General features: G+C 72.8%; 16 protein-coding genes. 5 read left to right on the top strand and 11 right to left on the bottom strand.

Annotation, left to right across the window (positions count from 1 at the left end):
* Positions 1-10: 10 nt before the first annotated feature.
* The 6 genes from hisH to ABT299_RS22925 form a co-directional block, all read right to left on the bottom strand.
* Positions 11-649: an imidazole glycerol phosphate synthase subunit HisH gene (gene hisH, locus ABT299_RS22950; RefSeq protein ID WP_190862315.1), complete on the bottom strand. Its 639-nt coding sequence runs from the start codon at positions 647-649 to the stop codon at positions 11-13.
* Positions 646-831 carry a CG2302 family histidine operon protein gene (locus ABT299_RS22945; protein ID WP_500251944.1) on the bottom strand — a complete coding sequence of 62 codons (186 nt, stop codon included), beginning with the start codon at positions 829-831 and terminating at the stop codon, positions 646-648. The genes hisH and ABT299_RS22945 overlap by 4 nt, the downstream gene beginning before the upstream one ends.
* A gap of 2 nt (positions 832-833) precedes the next feature.
* Positions 834-1427 carry an imidazoleglycerol-phosphate dehydratase HisB gene (gene hisB, locus ABT299_RS22940; protein ID WP_190862312.1) on the bottom strand — a complete coding sequence of 198 codons (594 nt, stop codon included), beginning with the start codon at positions 1425-1427 and terminating at the stop codon, positions 834-836.
* The gene (locus ABT299_RS22935) at positions 1424-2524 is read right to left on the bottom strand and encodes a histidinol-phosphate transaminase (protein ID WP_500251943.1); all 1101 of its coding nucleotides are present in this window, start codon (positions 2522-2524) and stop codon (positions 1424-1426) included. The genes hisB and ABT299_RS22935 overlap by 4 nt, the downstream gene beginning before the upstream one ends.
* Entirely contained in the window at positions 2521-3828 is a 1308-nt protein-coding gene (gene hisD / locus ABT299_RS22930; RefSeq protein WP_433138111.1) for a histidinol dehydrogenase, read from the bottom strand. Before hisD ends, ABT299_RS22935 begins: the two co-directional genes overlap by 4 nt.
* Before the next feature lie 91 nt (positions 3829-3919).
* Positions 3920-4735: a PhzF family phenazine biosynthesis protein gene (locus ABT299_RS22925; RefSeq protein WP_387030113.1), complete on the bottom strand. Its 816-nt coding sequence runs from the start codon at positions 4733-4735 to the stop codon at positions 3920-3922.
* Between the two features lie 200 nt (positions 4736-4935).
* On the opposite strand from ABT299_RS22925, the gene ABT299_RS22920 reads away from it, so the two are divergent.
* Complete coding sequence (locus ABT299_RS22920) at positions 4936-5598, top strand: LON peptidase substrate-binding domain-containing protein (RefSeq protein ID WP_190862304.1); 663 nt, start codon at positions 4936-4938, stop codon at positions 5596-5598.
* Positions 5599-5680: 82 nt separating this feature from the next.
* On the top strand, positions 5681-6193 hold the full coding sequence (gene ybaK, locus ABT299_RS22915; protein WP_190862302.1) for a Cys-tRNA(Pro) deacylase: 513 nt from the start codon (positions 5681-5683) through the stop codon (positions 6191-6193).
* Here the strand turns inward: ybaK and ABT299_RS22910 are convergent.
* A complete protein-coding gene (locus ABT299_RS22910; protein WP_433138118.1) occupies positions 6077-6679 on the bottom strand; it encodes a hypothetical protein in 603 nt (200 codons plus the stop codon). The genes ybaK and ABT299_RS22910 overlap by 117 nt on opposite strands.
* A gap of 142 nt (positions 6680-6821) precedes the next feature.
* Between ABT299_RS22910 and ABT299_RS22905 the strand changes: the two genes are divergently transcribed.
* The gene (locus tag ABT299_RS22905) at positions 6822-7535 is read left to right on the top strand and encodes a DUF6882 domain-containing protein (protein WP_190862299.1); all 714 of its coding nucleotides are present in this window, start codon (positions 6822-6824) and stop codon (positions 7533-7535) included.
* A gap of 119 nt (positions 7536-7654) precedes the next feature.
* Here the strand turns inward: ABT299_RS22905 and dnaE are convergent, their stop codons facing one another.
* On the bottom strand, positions 7655-11185 hold the full coding sequence (dnaE, locus tag ABT299_RS22900) for a DNA polymerase III subunit alpha (protein WP_500251942.1): 3531 nt from the start codon (positions 11183-11185) through the stop codon (positions 7655-7657).
* Between the two features lie 475 nt (positions 11186-11660).
* Between dnaE and ABT299_RS22895 the strand changes: the two genes are divergently transcribed.
* A complete protein-coding gene (locus ABT299_RS22895) occupies positions 11661-12056 on the top strand; it encodes a chorismate mutase (RefSeq protein ID WP_500251941.1) in 396 nt (131 codons plus the stop codon).
* 62 nt (positions 12057-12118) lie between these two features.
* Here the strand turns inward: ABT299_RS22895 and ABT299_RS22890 are convergent, their stop codons facing one another.
* The 3 genes from ABT299_RS22890 to ABT299_RS22880 all read right to left on the bottom strand — a co-directional run bounded on the left by ABT299_RS22890 (position 12119) and on the right by ABT299_RS22880 (position 14135).
* The gene (locus ABT299_RS22890) at positions 12119-13054 is read right to left on the bottom strand and encodes an RluA family pseudouridine synthase (RefSeq protein ID WP_500251940.1); all 936 of its coding nucleotides are present in this window, start codon (positions 13052-13054) and stop codon (positions 12119-12121) included.
* Entirely contained in the window at positions 13054-13737 is a 684-nt protein-coding gene (lspA, locus tag ABT299_RS22885) for a signal peptidase II (RefSeq protein ID WP_500251939.1), read from the bottom strand. Before lspA ends, ABT299_RS22890 begins: the two co-directional genes overlap by 1 nt.
* Positions 13738-13805: 68 nt before the next feature.
* The gene (locus ABT299_RS22880) at positions 13806-14135 is read right to left on the bottom strand and encodes a TraR/DksA family transcriptional regulator (protein ID WP_347256925.1); all 330 of its coding nucleotides are present in this window, start codon (positions 14133-14135) and stop codon (positions 13806-13808) included.
* Between the two features lie 898 nt (positions 14136-15033).
* On the opposite strand from ABT299_RS22880, the gene ileS reads away from it, so the two are divergent.
* Positions 15034-18210 carry an isoleucine--tRNA ligase gene (gene ileS, locus ABT299_RS22875; protein WP_500251938.1) on the top strand — a complete coding sequence of 1059 codons (3177 nt, stop codon included), beginning with the start codon at positions 15034-15036 and terminating at the stop codon, positions 18208-18210.
* Positions 18211-18309 lie beyond the last annotated feature (99 nt).

The raw sequence follows: 18309 nt of genomic DNA, 5'->3' as shown, positions 1-18309 counted from the left end.
GCCGGCGCGGTCAGGAGAGGGTGGACAGCCAGTTGCGCAGGAGCCGCGCCCCCGCGTCGCCGGACTTCTCCGGATGGAACTGGGTCGCGCACAGCGGGCCGTTCTCGACCGCCGCGACGAACCGGTCCCCGTGCTCGGCCCAGGTGACCAGCGGCGGTTCGAGGGTGCCGGTCGGGTCGGGCTCCAGCTCCCAGCGGCGCGCCGCGTAGGAGTGCACGAAGTAGAACCGGGCGTCCGCGAGCCCCTCGAACAGGACCGAGCCGTCCGCGACGTCCACGGTGTTCCAGCCCATGTGCGGGACGACCGGCGCCTCCAGCCCGTCGACCGTGCCGGGCCACTCGTCGCAGCCCTCGGTGGTGACGCCGTGCTCGATGCCCTTGGAGAACAGGATCTGCATGCCGACGCAGATGCCGAGGACCGGCCGGCCCCCGGCGAGCCGGCGGCCGATGATCTGCTCGCCGCGCACCGCCCGCAGCCCCTGCATGCAGGCCGCGAACGCGCCCACGCCCGGCACGACCAGGCCGTCGGCGGCGAGCGCCGCGTCCCAGTCGGCGGTGACGGTGACGTCCGCGCCCGCGCGGGCGACGGCGCGCTCGGCCGAGCGCAGGTTGCCCGACCCGTAGTCGAGCACGACGACCTTCGGGTTCACAGCCACATCACTCCCCCGGCGAACGCCAGCCCCGCCAGGCACAGCACGACCAGCGCCGCGCCCTTCAGTCCCTGCTTGAGGAAGCTGTAGACGCCGGCGAGCAGGAACACCGCGACGGCGAAGACCGCGACGTTGAAGAACGTGAAGTGCAGTCCGCCCGTGTCCAGAGCCGCGGTGCCCACGGCTACAGGGCTCCCTTGGTGGACGGGATGCCGTGCACCTTCGGGTCGAACGCGACCGCGTCGCGCAGCGCGCGCGCCAGCGCCTTGAACTGCGCCTCGACGATGTGGTGGGCGTTGCGCCCGTACGGCACGTGGACGTGCAGCGCCACCTGGGCGTTCGACACGAACGACTCGAAGACGTGCCGGGTCATCGTGGTGTCGTACTCGGGGCCGATCATCGGGGCCATGCCCTCCGGCTCCACGTGCACCAGGTAGGGGCGGCCCGACACGTCCACGGTGACCTGGGCGAGCGCCTCGTCCAGCGGGATGGAGGCGTCGGCGAAGCGGCGGATGCCGGCCTTGTCGCCGAGCGCCTCGCGGAACGCCTGGCCGAGCGCGATCGCGGTGTCCTCGATCGTGTGGTGGCTGTCGATGTGCAGGTCGCCGGCCGTCTTGACGGTCAGGTCGAACGACCCGTGCTTGCCGAGCTGCGCCAGCATGTGGTCGAAGAACCCCACGCCCGTCGCCACGTCGACCTGGCCGGTCCCGTCCAGGTCGATCTCGACGAGGACCTGCGTCTCCTTGGTCCCGCGCTCGACTCGTCCCTTGCGCGTCACGAGCTCTCCTCCAGTACGTCCTTGAGGGCGGCGCGGAACGCGGCCGTCTCCTCGGGGGTGCCGACGCTCACCCGCAGCCACTCGGGCGGGCCGACCTCGCGGATCAGCACCCCGCGCTCCAGCAGCCCCTCCCAGACCCTCCGGCGGTCCGGGAACGTCCCGAACAGCACGAAGTTGGCGTCGGAGTCGGCCACCCGGAACCCCTCGGCGCGCAGCCACGCCACCAGGCCGTCGCGCTCGCGGCGCAGCGCCTCGACGGTGCCGAGCAGCTCCTCGCCGTGCGCGAGGGCGGTGCGCGCCACCGCCTGGGTGACGGCCGACAGGTGGTAGGGCAGCCGGACCAGCAGCAGCGCGTCGATCACGGCGGGGTCGGCGGCCAGGTAGCCGAGCCGGGTGCCCGCCATCGCGAACGCCTTGGACATCGTCCGGGTGACGATCAGCCGGGGGTGGCCGTCCAGCAGCGTCAGCGCCGACGGCGTACCCGCCCGGCGGAACTCGCCGTAGGCCTCGTCGACGACGACCATGCCGGGCGCGGCGTCCAGGACGGCCTCGATGGCCTCCAGCGGCAGCGCGGTGCCGGTCGGGTTGTTCGGCGAGGTGAGGAACACGATGTCGGGCCGGTGCTCCTGCACGGCCGCGAGCGCGCGGGCCGGCTCCAGGCCGAAGTCCTCGTCGCGGAACGCGTCGATCCAGCGGGTCCCCGACACACCGGTGATGATCGGGTGCATCGAGTAGGACGGCTCGAAGCCGAGCGCGCTGCGGCCCGGCCCGCCGAACGCCTGCAGGATCTGCTGGATGATCTCGTTGGAGCCGTTCGCCGCCCACACCCGGCCGGCGGTGAGGCCGATGCCGGGCGTGTCGCTGTTGAGGAAGGCGGCGAGGTCGGTGCGGAGTGCGACGGCGTCGCGGTCGGGGTAGCGGTTCAGCGACCCGGCGACGTCCATGACGGCCTCGCCGAGCGCCTTCACCAGCCGCTCGGACGGGGGGTAGGGGTTCTCGTTGGTGTTCAGCGCGTACGGGACGTCGAGCTGCGGCGCGCCATAGGGCTCCCGGCCGCGCAGGTCGTCCCGCAGCGGCAGGTCGTTCAGTGAGGTCACGAAGGGATCTCCCAGTCGAAGCGTGCCTTGAGCGCCGCGCCGTGCGCGGGCAGGTCCTCGGCCTCGGCGAGCGCGACGACGCGCCCGGTGGCCTGGGCGAGGGCGTCGCGGTCGTACTCCACGACATGGACGCCGCGCAGGAACGTCTGCACCGACAGCCCGGACGAGTGGCACGCGCATCCGCCGGTCGGCAGCACGTGGTTGGACCCGGCGAGGTAGTCGCCGAGCGACACCGGCGCGTACCGGCCGACGAAGATCGCGCCGGCGTTGCGGACGCGGGCGGCGACGGCGGGCGCGTCGGCGGTGTGGATCTCCAGGTGCTCGGCGGCGTAGGCGTCGACGACCTTGAGGCCGTCGTCGATCCCGTCCACCAGCACGATGCCGGACTGCCGCCCGGCGAGCGCCTCGGTGATCCGCTCGGTGTGCTTGGTCCGCGCGACCTGCGCCTTCAGCTCGCGCTCGACCTCGTCGGCGAGCCGCACCGAGTCGGTGACCAGCACGGCGGCGGCGAGCACGTCGTGCTCGGCCTGGCTGATCAGGTCGGCGGCGACGTCCACCGGGTCGGCGGTGTCGTCGGCGAGGATCGCGATCTCGGTCGGGCCCGCCTCGGCGTCGATGCCGATCACGCCCTTGAGCAGCCGCTTCGCGGCGGCGACGTAGACGTTGCCGGGCCCGGTGACCAGGTCGGCGCGGCGGCACTCGTCGGTGCCGTAGGCGAACATGGCGATCGCCTGGGCGCCGCCGACGGCGTACACCTCCTCGACGCCGAGCAGCGCGCACGCCGCCAGGATCGTCGGGTGCGGCAGGCCGCCGAACTCCTTCTGCGCGGGCGAGGTCACGGCGAGGGAGCCGACGCCGGCCTCCTGCGCCGGGACGACGTTCATCACCACGCTGGACGGGTACACGGCGCGGCCGCCCGGCACGTACAGGCCGACGCGGCCGACCGGGATCCACCGCTCGGTGACGGTGCCGCCGGGCACGACCCGCGTGGTCGTGTCGGTGCGGCGCTGGTCGCGGTGCACCGCGCGGGCGCGGCGGATGCTCTCCTCCAGCGCCTCGCGGACGGCGGCGTCGAGCCCCGCGAGGGCCTGGTGGACGGCCTTGACCGGGACCCGGGTGCTCTCCAGCTCGACCCCGTCGAGCGCCTTGGTGTGCTCCCGCACCGCCTGCGAGCCCCTATGGCGCACGTCCTCGCAGATCGGCCGCACCTTGTCCAGGGCGGCCTCGACGTCGAGTTCGGCGCGGGGCAGCACGGAGCGCGGGTCGCCGGGGAGCGAGCCGCGCAGGTCGATACGGGAAATCACGCGCCCAGTCTACGGAGTGGCCCCGGTCCCCCGTGCACCGTCTCACGTGCCGAGACGCCCGTGTCGCCGGTGCCCGGGGACGTGCCGCGGGTCACACCCGCAGCGTCCCGTCCAGCACGGTGACGGCCGCACCGGACACGATCACGCGGTCGCCGCGCAGCGCGGTGCGGACGAGGCCGCCGCGCTCGGACGCCTGGTAGCCGGTCAGCGCGTCCCGGCCGAGCCGCTCGGCCCAGAACGGGGCGAGCGCGCAGTGCGCCGACCCGGTCACCGGGTCCTCGCCGTCGCCGAGCAGGACCCGGGCGGCGAAGAACCGGGACACGAAGTCGTGCCCGCCGGCCCCGCCGTCGGCGCGGGCGGTGACGATCACGCCGCGCCCGTCGATCCGCCCGAGCGCCGCCATGTCGGGGGCGAGCCCGCGCACCTCCTTCTCGTCCGCGAGCTCGACGAGGAGGTCGTCCTGGACGTTGCGGCCCGTCCAGCCGACCTCGGTGCCGAGCGCCTCGGCCAGCCCCGCAGGGGGCACGACGGGCTCGGGCGGGCAGGACGGGAAGTCCATCGCCAGCCCGCCGTCCGCGTCCCGGGTGACGGTGAGGACGCCGCTCTTCAGCGTCCGGAACCGGATGGAGCGGTCGGCCGGGACCGTCCCGGTGTCGTAGAGGGCGTGCGCGGCGCCCATGGTGGCGTGCCCGCAGAGCGCCACCTCGACCAGCGGCGTGAACCAGCGCAGCTCGAAGTCCGCGCCGGGCTCGTCGACGGGGCGGACGAACGCGGTCTCGGAGTGCCTCATCTCGGCCGCGACCCGCTGCATCCACGCGGCGTCGGCGGGCGCGTCCAGCAGGCAGACCCCGGCGGGGTTCCCGGCGAACGGGCGGTCGGTGAAGGCGTCCACGACGAGGATCCTCATGCCGCCGACGCTACCCGCGGCGCCCGCCGCGGCGGCACGGCCAATCGGACGGAAGTGGCCCGGCCGCCCCGGACTGGACGAGAGCGTGACACACGCTTCACACTGTGAAAAATCACCCCTTACCAAGATCATCGACACCGGCGTACGCTGGCGTCGAGGGCGTCCCCGGCCGGCGCGGGAAGGCGCGGGAAAGAGGCGACATGACCGAGCGGCTCCCGCTGTTCCCGCTGGGCACCGTGCTGTTCCCCGGCCTGGTGCTCCCGCTGCACCTGTTCGAGGAGCGGTACCGGCTCCTCATCGGCGACCTGCTCGAACGGCCCGAGCCGCGCGGCTTCGGCGTGGTCGGCATCGAGCTCGGCCACGAGGTCGGCGAGGACGCGGCGCACCGCCTGTCCGGGGTCGGCTGCCTGGCCGAGCTGCGCGAGGCCCGGCGCCACCCGGACGGCCGCTACGACATCGTCACCACCGGGACGCGCCGCTTCCGCGTCAAGGAGCTGGACCGGTCCCGCCCCTACCTGCAGGGCGAGGTGGAGTTCCTCCCGGAGGAGCCCGGCGCCGACCCCGGGCCCGCCGCCCGGCGCGTGCGGCGGCTGTTCCGGCTCTACCGGGAGCGGCTGTCGGCCGCCGGCGCCGGTCCGGTCGACGACCCGGCCCTGCCGGACGACCCGGTCGCCCTGTCGTACCTGATCGCGGCGTCGGTCGTGCTCGACGGGCACGAGAAGCAGCGGCTGCTGGAATGCGAGGACGCGGCGCTGCGGCTCGCCGCCGAGCGCGAGCTGCTGGTCCGGGAGAACCGGATCCTGGACTCCCTGCCGATGATCCCGGCCGGGCAGTTCCTCGACGGCTCGTTCACCCTGAACTGACCGGGGAGCCCGGGGGCCGTCCCCTCGGCGGGGCACCGAGCCGGTCGCGCGCGGGGCCGGAGATCACGGCAGACTGTCCCCCATGAGCAAGCGGGCAGGGGCAGGGGGCGGGAAGGCGGGCGGCCAGGGCACGCCCGCGACGGTCGCCGCCGCCAAGGCCGGGATCGAGTTCACCGTGCACGCCTACGAGCCGGCTCCGGACGCCGAGTCCTACGGCGCGGCGGCGGCCGACGCGCTCGGCGTCCCGCACGACCGGATCTTCAAGACGCTGGTGGCGGAGGTGGACGGGCGGCTGACCGTCGGTGTCGTCCCGGTGTCGGGGTCGCTGGACCTGAAGGCGCTGGCCGCGGCGGCGGGCGGGAAGAAGGCGGCGATGGCGCACCCGCGCGACGCCGAGCGCGCCACCGGCTACGTGGTCGGCGGGATCAGCCCGCTGGGCCAGCGGCGCCGGCTGCCGACGGTGATCGACGCGTCGGTGTCAGCCCTCGCGACCGTCTACGTCTCGGCCGGTCGGCGCGGACTCCAGATCGAGGTCGTCCCCGCCGACCTCGTCGCCCTCACCGGCGCCACCGTCGCCGCGATCGCCCGGGGGTAGCCGGCGGACGAGCACCTCCAGCAGCCCGTACGCGGCGACCGCCGCGACCGGCCAGAACACCAGCACGCCCTTGGCGCGCAGGTCGGCGACGCCGGTGACGGTGGCGCCGTCGCGGGCGTGCCGGACGACGTCGTCGTAGTGGCCGAGCCCGATCAGGTGCCCGGTCTTCCAGGCGAGCAGCGACGCGGCCGCGCCGCCGGCGGCGATGCCGAGGATCAGCGCGATGTCGTTGCGGCGGCCGCGCGCGGCGTAGGCGGCGACGCCGCAGAGCAGGCCCGCCGCCAGGCCGATCAGTGCGAACCTGCCGTCGATCCCGACCGGGCCCTCGCCTTCCGGATCGGCGATCAGCGGCTCACCTTGGATGATCACATATGTGACCTTGGGGATGGTGTTCGCCCACAGCAGCCCCGCGAGCGGCCCGAGCGGCGTCACGATGGCGGTGGTGACCAGCCAGGTCGTCAACTGCCTGCCGGTCGGTCGCCGCACTGCGTACGCTCCTCGATGGAAGTGTCCTCTGACAGCGAAAGCCTAGCCTGCCCAGGTCAGCCGATCGACAATCGAATGGTGTCCCATTCCCGTCTCGATTCACGCCCGCGACCGCCCCGGTTACTGGGATAATGTGCCCGACATGTCCGGATTCAGTCCCGCGTTCGAACGCCTCGGCGCCGCCCTGGCGGCCGTCGTCCTGCAGCAGCAGGAGACGCTCGCCGAGTTCCTCCCGCGCGAGGACTGGAGCGCCGACCTCACCGCCCGCACCTATACCAGCGGCGGCGTGACCGTCCGCGTCTCGCTGCTCGGCTCCTACGCCGCGCGCGAGCGCACCTGGCTGTGGGGGTGGGCGAACCCGCAGTTCGGCGACGCCCATCCCGCGGTCGTCCCGACGCTGGTGATCCGCGCGCTCGGCGAGCGGCTCGGCATCACCGAGTTCACCACGCCCGAGGTCGACCTGTCCTGGTACGACGGGCCCGCCGGGCACGGCGGCGAGCTGATCGCGATGGCGGCGGGCGGGGTGCTGCGCGGCGCCGGCTACATCGGCGCGGGCTACGACGGCGGCTCGGCCTACCTGCACGTCGACGACCCGCAGGTGCCGGCGGCCGGCTGGGACCCGATCCCGGTCCCGCGGCTGCTGGCCGGGGCGACGAGCCTGTTCCCGCACGAGCCGCGGCTCACCCTCGCGGGGCTGCTGTCGCACCACCGGATCGCCTACCGGCAGAGCGACGAGCTGACCGAGATGCGGCTGCCCGGCGGAGGTGGAGCCCGCGCGCTGTTCGACGGCCTCGGCCGCTTCGTCGACTGGCAGGCCGACCTCGCGCACGCGGCGCCCGCCGCGGTCCGCGGCTGACCGGCGACCGCTCCCGGTCGTTCCCCGGCTGATCGCACGGCGGCGCGGGGTCCGCACCGACCGCTACCGGACACCATCACCGGTGCCCCCTCCCGGTGCCGGGAGGGGGCGGGACGCGGCTAGCCCAGGCAGGACGGGCCGAGGAGCTGCTTCAGATCCCCCATCAGCGCCGGGGACGGGGCGACGCGCAGCCGGTCGTCCAGCCGGACGACCGTGGTGCGCGGCCCGTTCTGCAGGTGCAGGTGCACCTCCGACGTGCCCGGATGGGTGATCAGCACCTCCTTCAGCCGCGACACCGTCGGCGGCGTGCAGCGGCCGAGCGGCAGCGTCACCGCCAGCGGGCCGGTGCCCTCGGTGATGGTCAGGTCCGGCTGGGTGACCTCCATCGCGATGATCTTCGCGACGTCCTCGCGGCGGTCCAGCTTGCCCTTGACGATCAGGATCGCGTCCTCGGCGAGCAGCGTGGAGCACAGCTGGTACGACGACGGGAAGCACAGCACCTCGATGGAGCCGCCGAGGTCCTCCAGCTGGAACATCGCCCACGAGTTGCCCTGCTTGGTGACCTTGCGCTGCAGGCCCGACAGCAGCCCCGCGACGACGACGATCTGCCCGTCCGGCCGCTCGCCCCCGTTCAGCACCGCGATCGTGCAGTCGGCCTCCCGCTCCAGGATGTGCTCGACGCCGAGCAGCGGGTGGTCGGAGACGTACAGGCCGAGCATCTCCCGCTCGAAGGCCAGCAGGGTGGTCTTGTCCCACTCCTCGCCCTCGGGGATCGCGACGGCGAACGCGTCCTCGCCGCCCTCCTCCTCCAGCGCGCCGAACAGCGAGTCCTGCCCGACGGCCTCCTTGCGCTTGATGTCGATGACCGAGTCGATCGCCTGCTCGTGCACCATCAGCAGCGCCTTGCGCTGGTGCCCGAGCTCGTCGAACGCGCCCGCCTTGATCAGCGACTCCACGACCCGCTTGTTGCAGACCTGCGACGGGACCTTGTTGAGGAAGTCGTTGAAGTCGGTGTAGGCGCCCTTCTCCCTGCGGGCCGCGACGATCCCGTCCACCACGTTGTGGCCGACGTTGCGGACCGCCGACAGCCCGAAGCGGATCTCGGTGTCGCCCAGCGGGGTGAAGTCGGCCTCGGAGGTGTTGACGTCCGGCGGCAGGACCTTCAGCCCCATCCGGCGGCACTCCGACAGGTAGAGGGCGCTCTTGTCCTTGTCGTCGCCGACGGACGTCAGCAGCCCCGCCATGTACTCGGCCGGGTAGTTCGCCTTGAGGTAGGCGGTCCAGTAGGAGACCAGGCCGTACGCGGCGGAGTGCGCCTTGTTGAACGCGTAGTCGGAGAACGGGACCAGGATGTCCCACAGCGTCTTGACGGCCTCCTTCGAGAAGCCGTTGTCGAGCATGCCCTTCTCGAACCCGACGTACTGGGCGTCCAGCTCGGCCTTCTTCTTCTTGCCCATGACGCGGCGGAGCAGGTCCGCTTTGCCGAGCGTGTAGCCCGCCACCTTCTGCGCGATCGCCATGACCTGCTCCTGGTAGACGATCAGGCCGTAGGTGGTGTCGAGGATCTCCTTGAGCGGTTCCTCCAGCTCGGGGTGGATCGGGGTGATCTCCTGCTGGCCGTTCTTGCGCAGCGCGTAGTTGGTGTGCGAGTTCGCGCCCATCGGGCCCGGCCGGTACAGGGCGCCGACGGCGGAGATGTCCTCGAAGTTGTCCGGCTTCATCAGCCGCAGCAGCGAGCGCATCGGGCCGCCGTCGAACTGGAACACCCCGAGGGTGTCGCCGCGGGCGAGCAGGTCGTAGGTCGGCTGGTCGTCCAGCGGGAGGGCGAGCAGGTCGACGTCGACGCCCTTGTTCTTCTTGATCCCCTTGAGCGCGTCGTCGATGATCGTCAGGTTCCGCAGGCCCAGGAAGTCCATCTTCAGCAGGCCGAGCGTCTCGCAGGTCGGGTAGTCGAACTGCGTGATGATCGCGCCGTCGGCGTCCCGGCGCATGATCGGCACGTGGTCGGTGATCGTCTCACCGGACATGATGATCCCGGCGGCGTGCACGCCGGTCTGCCGGATCAGCCCCTCCAGGCCCTGCGCCAGATCCATGATCTGCTTGACGTCGGTCTCTTCCTCGTACAGCTTGCGCAGCTCGCCGGCCTCGCCGTAGCGGGGGTGCTTCTCGTCGAAGATGCCCGACAGCGGGATGTCCTTGCCCATGACGGCGGGCGGGAACGCCTTGGAGATCCGGTCGCCGAGCGCGTACGGGAAGCCGAGGACGCGGCCGGCGTCCTTGATGGCGGCCTTCGCCTTGATGGTGCCGAACGTGGCGATGAAGGAGACCTTGTCGGCGCCCCACTTCTCCGTCGTGTACTTGATGACCTCGGCGCGCCGGTCTTCAGGGAAGTCGATGTCGATGTCGGGCATGGACGCGCGCTCGGGGTTCAGGAACCGCTCGAAGATCAGCCCGTGCGGGATCGGGTCGAGGTCGGTGATGCCCATCGCGTACGCGATCAGCGAGCCCGCCGCGGACCCTCGTCCCGGCCCGACCAGGATGCCGTTCTCCTTGGCCCACATGATGAAGTCGGCGACGACGAGGAAGTAGGACGGGTACCCCTTGCCGAGGATGACGCCCATCTCGTACTCGGCCTGCTCCTTGTACCCCTCGGGCAGGCCGTCGGGGAAGCGCCGCTCCAGGCCCTTCCAGACCTCCTTGCGGAACCAGCTCTCCTCCGTCTCGCCCTCGGGGACGGGGAAGCGGGGGCTGAGGTCGCGGTGCTCGAACATCCCCGTGGGGTCGACCTTCTCGGCGAGCAGCAGCGTGTTGCGGCAGCCCTCGGCCCAGATGTCGGACGAGTCGATCGCGCGCATCTCGTCGGCGGTCTTGAGGTAGTAGCCGGACCCGTCGAACCGGAACCGGTCGGGGTCGGCGAGCTGCTTGCCGACCTGCACGCACAGCAGCGCGTCGTGCGCGGTCGCCTCGGACTCGTGGGTGTAGTGCGAGTCGTTGGTCACCAGCGGCGGGATGTTCAGCTTCTTGCTGATCTCGATCAGGCCGTCGCGGACGCGGCGCTCGATGTCGAGCCCGTGGTCCATCAGCTCGAGGAAGTAGTTGTCCTTGCCGAGGATGTCCTGGAAGGTCGCGGCGGCCTTGAGCGCCTCGTCGAACTGGCCGAGCCGCAGCCGGGTCTGGATCTTGCCGGACGGGCAGCCGGTCGTGCCCATCACGCCCTCGGCGTGCTCGGCGAGCAGCTCCTCGTCCATCCGCGCGTACTTGAAGACGAAGCCCTCGGTGTAGGCGCGGCTCGACAGCTTGAACAGGTTGTGCAGGCCGGCCTTGTTGCGCGCCCACAGCGTCATGTGGTTGATCAGGCCGCCGCCGGAGACGTCGTCGCGCTTCTGGCTCGGCTCGCCCCACTGGACCTTCTTCTTGTGGAAGCGGGACTCGGGCGCCATGTACGCCTCGATGCCGATGATCGGGGTGACGCCGGCGGCGGTGGCCTGCTTGTGGAAGTCGTAGGCCCCGTGCATGTTGCCGTGGTCGGTCATCGCGATCGCCGGCATCTTCTGCCGCCCGACCTCCTCGAACATCTGCTTCAACCGGGCGGCTCCGTCGAGCATGGAGTACTCGGTATGAACATGCAGGTGAACGAAAGAGTCGGCCATGCCCGCTGCGCCTCCTGATGCTCGCATGCGACCGCCCACGTGCGTGGCCCGCACGTGGTCGCGGTATCGGTCCCGGGGGAAGAACGCCGTCCCGGCGGGGTCGCCGGGATGACGCGGTCCTGAGAGCCTAACCCCGTCCGGGGGCCGTCCGCTCCCCGACTCGCCCACCGTCTCCCGCGTCACATCCGGCACTCGGGGCCGCGCCCGCCGCACCCCGTCCGGGCCGTCTCACGACCCGAGACGGACGTCCGGGATTTGACTGGGGCCGGGCGCTCCGCCGTACCATCGGCGCGTGGAACGTCGCCATTTCGGGTTTACGCGGCCGGCTCCGGGCGAGCCGGTCGGCACGACGACCTGAGCGACGACCCCGGAGCCGGCCAAGGCGGAGACCCACTCGGGCTCCGCCTTTTCCATTGGACGCGGCCCCGGGCACGGACCCCCGCACGGCGCGGCCGCCGCGAGAAGGGAGACCGAGATGCACGACCAGGTCATCGACGCCACCGGCGGCACCCCCGACGTCCCCGGGCCGTCCTGCCCGGCCTGCGGGCCCGCGGGCGCGCCCGCGGAGGCGGCCGCCCCGCTGCTGCGCGTGCCGCTGCCGTCCGTCGAGGAGCTGGCGACCGTGGACGCGGCGCGCGCGGCGATCGACGGGCTGGACGCGGCGCTGGCCGTGCTGCTGGAGCGCCGCGCCGCCGTCGCCGCCCTCGTCCAGCGACTCAAGCCCGTCGGCGGGTTCGCGGGCCGCGACCCGGACCGGGAGCGCGCGATCGTCGACGCGATGGCGGAGCACGCGCCCTCCCTCGGCCGCGACGGGCTCGCGAAGATCATGAGCGCGGTCATCGAGGCCGGCCTGGCCGCCGCCGAGCGCTGACCGCGGAACGCTGACAGCCCGCGGCCCAGGGCGCGCGAGGCGCGCGCGCCCCGGGCCGCCGGTCAGGACTCGTTGGAGACGATCTCCAAGGCGCGGGCCAGGTCGTCGGGGTACGGGCTCTCGAACCGCACCCAGTCGCCCCGCGTCGGATGCTCGAAGCCCAGCCGGACGGCGTGCAGCCACTGCCGGCGCAGGCCGAGCCGCTCGGCGAGGGTCGGGTCGGCGCCGTAGGCCATGTCCCCCGCGCAGGGATGCCGGATCGCCGACATGTGCACGCGGATCTGGTGCGTCCGGCCCGTCTCCAGGTCGATGTCCAGCAGCGTGGCGGCGCGGAACGCCTCCACGGTGTCGTAGTGCGTCACCGACGGCTTGCCGCCCGCCACGACCGCGAACCGGCCGTCGCCCGACGGGTGCCGGTCGATCGGCGCGTCCACCGTCCCGCGGAACGGGTCCGGGTGGCCCTGCACGAGCGCCTGGTAGCGCTTGTCGATGCGGCGCTCCTTGAACGCCCGCTTGAGCCGCGAGTAGGCGACCTCGCTCTTGGCCACCACCATCGCGCCCGTGGTGTTGGCGTCCAGCCGGTGGACGATCCCCTGCCGCTCGGACGCGCCGCTGGTCGCGATCGTGTGCCCGGCGCCGAGGAGCCCGCCGAGGACGGTCGGGCCCGTCCAGCCGGTCGTCGGATGGGCGGCGACCCCGACCGGCTTGTTCACCACGACGATGTCGTCGTCCTCGTACAGGATCCCCATGCCGGGCACGGGCTCGGCGACCGCCGCGGGCGGCGCCGGGGGCGGCGGCAGCGTCACCTCCAGCCACGCGCCGGCCTGCACCCGCTCGGACTTGGTCGCGACCTCCCGGCCGTCCAGCAGGACGTCGCCGGCGGCGATGATGTCGGCGGCCCCGCCCCGCGACACCCCGAACAGCCGGGCCAGCGCGGCGTCGACCCGCTCGCCCTCCAGCCCGTCCGGCACGTGGAGGCTGCGCACCTCACCGCCCATCAGGGCTTCTCCTCGCGCGCCGGGACGTCCTCGTCCCCGGCCGCCGGGGAGGCGGTGCCGTCCTGCGCGGGCGCCTCGCCGCCGGTGCGCGCCTCGCCGCCGGTGCGCGGTGCGGCCCCGGGGGCCTTCGCGTCCTTCGCCGCGGGCGGCTCCTCGGCGGCGGGCGGCTCGGCGGAGGCCCCGTCCGGTCCCCCGTCCCCGTCCTCGTCGCCGTCCTTGCCGGACAGGCGCGTCCCGTCGATCTGGAGGCCGCGCGCCGCGAGCACGACGGCCAGCACGCCGCCGCACACGATCGCCGAGTCCGCCAGGTTGAACACCGGGTAGTGCGGGAACTCGATCCAGTCGACGACGTGGCCCTTCAGCGGCGCCGGGGCGCGGAAGAGCCGGTCGAGCAGGTTGCCGATCGCACCGCCGAGCAGCAGCCCCAGGCAGACCGCCCAGGGCAGGCTGCGCAGGTTGCGGGCGGTGCGCAGGATCGCCACCACCACGCCGCAGGCGATCACGGTGAAGACGATCGTGTAGCCGGTGCCGATCGAGAACGCGGCGCCGCTGTTGCGGGTCTCGCGCAGCGTCAGCAGCCCGCCGAGCAACCGGACCGGCGCCCGGTCCTGCAGCGTGGCCACCACGATGGTCTTGGACACGATGTCGGCGGCGAGCGCGGCCAGGGCCACGGCGATCAGCACGCCGACGCGGCGCGGCCGGGGAGATCCCGTGGATTCCCCGGCCCCTCCGTCAGGGTTCGTTTGGTCGCTCAGCGACGTTCCTCGCGTTGTTTGCATGTCACACACAGGGTCGCACGCGGGAAGACCTGGAGGCGCGCCTTGCCGATCGGTTCGACGCACGACTCGCAGATCCCGTACGTGCCGGCTTCCATTCGCTGGACGGCCCGCTCGATCTGGGCCAGGAGGTCCCGTGAATTGTATGCGAGCGCCAGCTCGTGCTCGCGCTCGTACGTCTTGGCGCCCGCGTCGGCCTGGTCGTCCCCGGCGCCCTCGCTGATGTCGCCCTCGGCGATCTGCACCGCGGACGCCGCGATCTCCTCGCGCAGCGCGACGATCTGCTCCTCCAGCCCGGCCCGCACCTCGGCGAGCTCCGAGGCCGTCCAGTGCCCCTCGCCCGCGCGGACGGGGAGGTCCGCGGCCTTCGCGGCGGCCTCGCCCCCGCCGGACCCGCCGCGGCCGGACCCGGCCGCGGCCTTCCCGCGCTTGGCGGCGGGCTTGGCCGCCCGGGACCCGCCGGCGGACCTGGTCGCGGGCGCCGTGCCCGCCGAACCCTTGGCCGCGGGCGCCTTCGCCGCGCCCTGCCGCGTGCTCCGGCCCTTCTTGCCGGCCGGCGCCGTCCTCGCGGACGACCCCGTCTCGCCGGACGGCGCCGTCTCGCCAGAGGGCACCGCGCCCTTTCCCGCGCCGGCCATGGTGGCCTCCTCAGCGCTGATCGCCTCGACAGGCAGTGCGGGCAGCATAAGTCCCCTTTCGCGGGCCGGGTAAACACCCTGGGTCGGTTACCGACCGCTTATGCCCGGCGCCCGCTCACAAGGAAACTCCAGCGAATAGCAGGAGATCGCAAAGGAACCTCATCGCCGGGGCCGGTCCCCGGCGAGCCCCCTCGGAAAGCGATAACGGGAAGAGGACGGTGGCCGCGTGCGTTAGAGTCGTGACGAGCAGTCTTGTGGCAGGCGCTGATGGGGACACCTGCCGCCGAACGCGGCCATGAGCGACCCGGGGACGGTGCGAGCCCGGGGGCGAGCCCGGCGGCCTGATCACCCCGGAGCCGCCGGAAGAACCGCCCCGGACGTCCCGTCCGCGGGCCCAGTAGACCCGGCAGCCGAGACTCGAACGAAGCGGGCCGCGCATGTCCGGGCGACCGGGCGCGCGGTCAAGGAGGGTGGTACCGCGGGTCCCCGCTCGGCCGGTCCGGGCAGGCGTCTCGTCCCTCCGGTCCACGTGCCGAGTTACGCGCCGATCCGGAGGTCCGCCCAAGTGAGCCGTAGTTTCCGGCCGCTGCCCGCGCAGGTCGATCTGCCCGCCATGGAGCGGGACATGCTGCGCCGCTGGCGGGAGAGCAAGGTCTTCGAGCGGTCCCTGGAGCGCACCGCGTCCGGGACCCCCTGGGTCTTCTACGAGGGCCCGCCCACCGCGAACGGCATGCCCGGCGTCCACCACGTCGAGGCACGCGTGTTCAAGGACATCTTCCCGCGCTTCAAGACCATGAAGGGCTACCACGTCCCCCGGAAGGCCGGCTGGGACTGCCACGGCCTGCCCGTCGAGGTGGCCGTGGAGAAGGAGCTCGGCCTCACCGGCAAGAAGGACATCGAGGAGTACGGCGTCGCGGAGTTCAACGACCGCTGCCGCGAATCGGTCCTGCGCCATGTGGACGCATTCGAAGAGATGACCGAGCGCATGGGCTACTGGGTCAACACCGACCAGGCGTACCGGACGATGGACCCCGAGTACGTCGAGGCCGTCTGGTGGTCCCTCAAGCAGGTCTTCGACAAGGGCCTGCTGTTCCGCGACTTCCGCATCACCCCGTACTGCCCGCGCTGCGGCACCGGCCTGTCCGACCACGAGCTGGGCCAGCCCGGCGGGTACGAGACGGTGTCGAGCCCGTCGGTGTACGTGCGGATGCCGGTCACGTCCGGCCCGCTCGCCGAGATGGGCGCGGCGCTGCTGATCTGGACGACGACGCCGTGGACGCTGGTGTCCAACACCGCCGTGGCCGTCCACCCAGACGTCACCTACGTCGCCGCCCGCCCCGCCGGGTCGGACGAGATCCTCGTGGTGGCCGAGCCGCTCGTCGACCAGGTCCTCGGCGAGGGCGCCGAGCGCCTCGCGACCTACCAGGGCCGCGAGCTGGAGCGCACCACCTACCGGCGGCCGTTCGAGCTCGTCGACATCCCGGACGCGCACTACGTCGTGCTCGGCGACTACGTGACCGTCGAGGACGGCACCGGGCTCGTCCACCAGGCGCCCGCGTTCGGCGGGGACGACATGACCGTCTGCAAGAACTACGGCATGCCGATCGTCAACCCGATCGGGCCGGACGGCCGGTTCCTGCGCGAGGTGCCCCTCGTCGGGAACAAGTTCTTCAAGGACGCCGACGAGCCGCTCACCGACGACCTGCGCGCGCGGGGGCTGCTGTACCGGGGCGGCCACTTCGAGCACAGCTACCCGCACTGCTGGCGCTGCCACACGCCCCTGCTGTACTACGCGCTCCCCGCCTGGTACATCCGCACCACCCAGATCAAGGACCGGCTTCTCGAGGAGAACGACAAGACGAACTGGTTCCCCGAGACCGTCAAGACCGGCCGGTACGGCGAGTGGCTGCGCAACAACGTCGACTGGTCGCTGTCCCGCAGCCGCTACTGGGGCACTCCCCTGCCGCTGTGGGTGTGCGGCGACGACGAGGACCACATCACCTGCGTCGGCTCCCTCACGGAGCTGGGCGAACTCGCCGGAAGCGACATGTCCGGCCTCGACCCGCACCGCCCGTACGTCGACGACGTCACGTTCCCCTGCCCGCAGTGCGGCACCGAGGCGCGCCGCGTCCCCGACGTCATCGACGCCTGGTACGACTCGGGCTCCATGCCGTTCGCCCAGTGGGGCGCGCCGCACCGCAACAACGACGTCTTCGAGAACACCTACCCGGCCCAGTACATCTGCGAGGCGCAGGACCAGACCCGCGGCTGGTTCTACTCCCTCATGGCGGTCGGGACGCTGGTGTTCGACAGGTCGTCCTACGAGAACGTCCTGTGCCTCGGCCTCATCCTCGCCGAGGACGGCCGCAAGATGAGCAAGCACCTCGGCAACGTGCTGCGCCCCATCCCGCTGATGGACCAGCACGGCGCCGACGCGCTGCGCTGGTTCATGCTCGCCAGCGGCCTGCCCTGGGCGTCCCGCCGGGTCGGCAACGCCGCCCTGGAGGAGATCGTCCGCAAGGTCCTGCTGACCTACTGGAACACCGCGTCCTTCTTCGTCCTGTACGCGAACGCGGCGCAGGCGCAGGGCAAGGCGTGGACGCCGGACCGGCTCGGTGAGGCGCCCGCGCCCGCCGACCGCCCGCTGCTGGACCGCTGGGCTCTCGCCGAGCTGCACCGCACCGTCCGCGAGGTGGACGCGTCGCTGGAGCAGTTCGACACCGCCCGCGCCGGGCGCCGCCTCGCCGAGTTCGTCGACGACCTGTCCAACTGGTACGTCCGGCGGTCCCGCCGCCGCTTCTGGGAGGGCCCCGAGACGGCCGAGGGCGCCGCGGCGTTCGCGACGCTCTACGAGTGCCTGGAGACCCTCACCCGGCTGATGGCGCCGATGGTGCCGTTCATCACCGACCACGTGTGGGACGTCATCCGGCCCGAGGGCGGCCCCGAGTCGGTGCACCTCGCCGACTGGCCCGCGGTGGACGAGGACCTCCTCGACGCCGACCTCACCGCGCAGATGGCCCTCGTCCGGCGGCTGGTCGAGCTCGGCCGGTCCGCGCGCGCCGCCAGCGGCGTCCGCACCCGCCAGCCGCTCGGCCGCGCGCTCGTCGGCGCCGCCGGCTGGACGGCGCTGCCCGAGCAGCTGCGCGCCCAGATCGCCGAGGAGCTGAACGTCCAGGCGTTCGAGGAGCTGTCCTCCATCGGCGGCGACCTCGTCGAGTACGAGGTCAAGCCGAACTTCCGGGAGCTCGGCAAGCGGTACGCCAAGGACACCCCGAAGGTCGCCAAGGCCGTCACGTCCGCCGACCCCGCCGCGCTCGTGCACGCGCTGCGCGACACCGGCGCCGCCGAGGTCGACGCCGAGGGGGTCGGCGCGGTGAGCCTGTCCCCCGGCGACGTGATCGTCACCGAGCGGCCGCGCAGCGGCTGGGCGGTGGAGAGCGCCGCGGGCGAGACCATCGCCCTCGACCTCACCGTCACCGCCGAGCTGCGCCGCGCCGGGCTCGTCCGGGAGGCCGTCCGGCTCGTCCAGGAGGCCCGCAAGGCCGCCGGGCTGGACGTCACCGACCGGATCGAGCTGTGGTGGCAGGCCGCCGGCGACGACCTCGCCGAGGCGCTGCGCGCCCACGGCGAGGAGGTCGGCGCCGAGGTGCTCGCCACGTCCGTCACCGAGGGCCGTCCAGAGGGCCTCACCGCCGGCCGCGACGACGAGCTCGGCCTGACGTACTGGCTCCGCAAGTCTTAGTCATCCCAGGGGGGCGACCCCCTGGAACCCCCGTTGCGACTGACATCACAGGTCGCGGCCGGAGGGCATCCGGCTCGACCTGTGGAAACGCACCGCATT

The organism is Spirillospora sp. NPDC000708, from assembly GCF_040299565.1.
GTDB lineage: Bacteria > Actinomycetota > Actinomycetes > Streptosporangiales > Streptosporangiaceae > Spirillospora.
The sequence above is the reverse complement of the archived record's forward strand: the minus strand, read 5'-3'. Positions and strand labels throughout refer to the sequence as shown.

What these genes read in the sequence shown, in the direction of transcription:
- ABT299_RS22925 (WP_387030113.1), bottom strand. Translation starts at nt 4,735, where the DNA reads ATGAGGATCCTCGTCGTGGACGCCTTCACCGACCGCCCGTTCGCCGGG.
- ABT299_RS22920 (WP_190862304.1), top strand. Translation starts at nt 4,936, where the DNA reads ATGACCGAGCGGCTCCCGCTGTTCCCGCTGGGCACCGTGCTGTTCCCC.
- ybaK (WP_190862302.1), top strand. Translation starts at nt 5,681, where the DNA reads ATGAGCAAGCGGGCAGGGGCAGGGGGCGGGAAGGCGGGCGGCCAGGGC.
- ABT299_RS22905 (WP_190862299.1), top strand. Translation starts at nt 6,822, where the DNA reads ATGTCCGGATTCAGTCCCGCGTTCGAACGCCTCGGCGCCGCCCTGGCG.
- dnaE (WP_500251942.1), bottom strand. Translation starts at nt 11,185, where the DNA reads ATGGCCGACTCTTTCGTTCACCTGCATGTTCATACCGAGTACTCCATG.
- ABT299_RS22895 (WP_500251941.1), top strand. Translation starts at nt 11,661, where the DNA reads ATGCACGACCAGGTCATCGACGCCACCGGCGGCACCCCCGACGTCCCC.
- ABT299_RS22890 (WP_500251940.1), bottom strand. Translation starts at nt 13,054, where the DNA reads ATGGGCGGTGAGGTGCGCAGCCTCCACGTGCCGGACGGGCTGGAGGGC.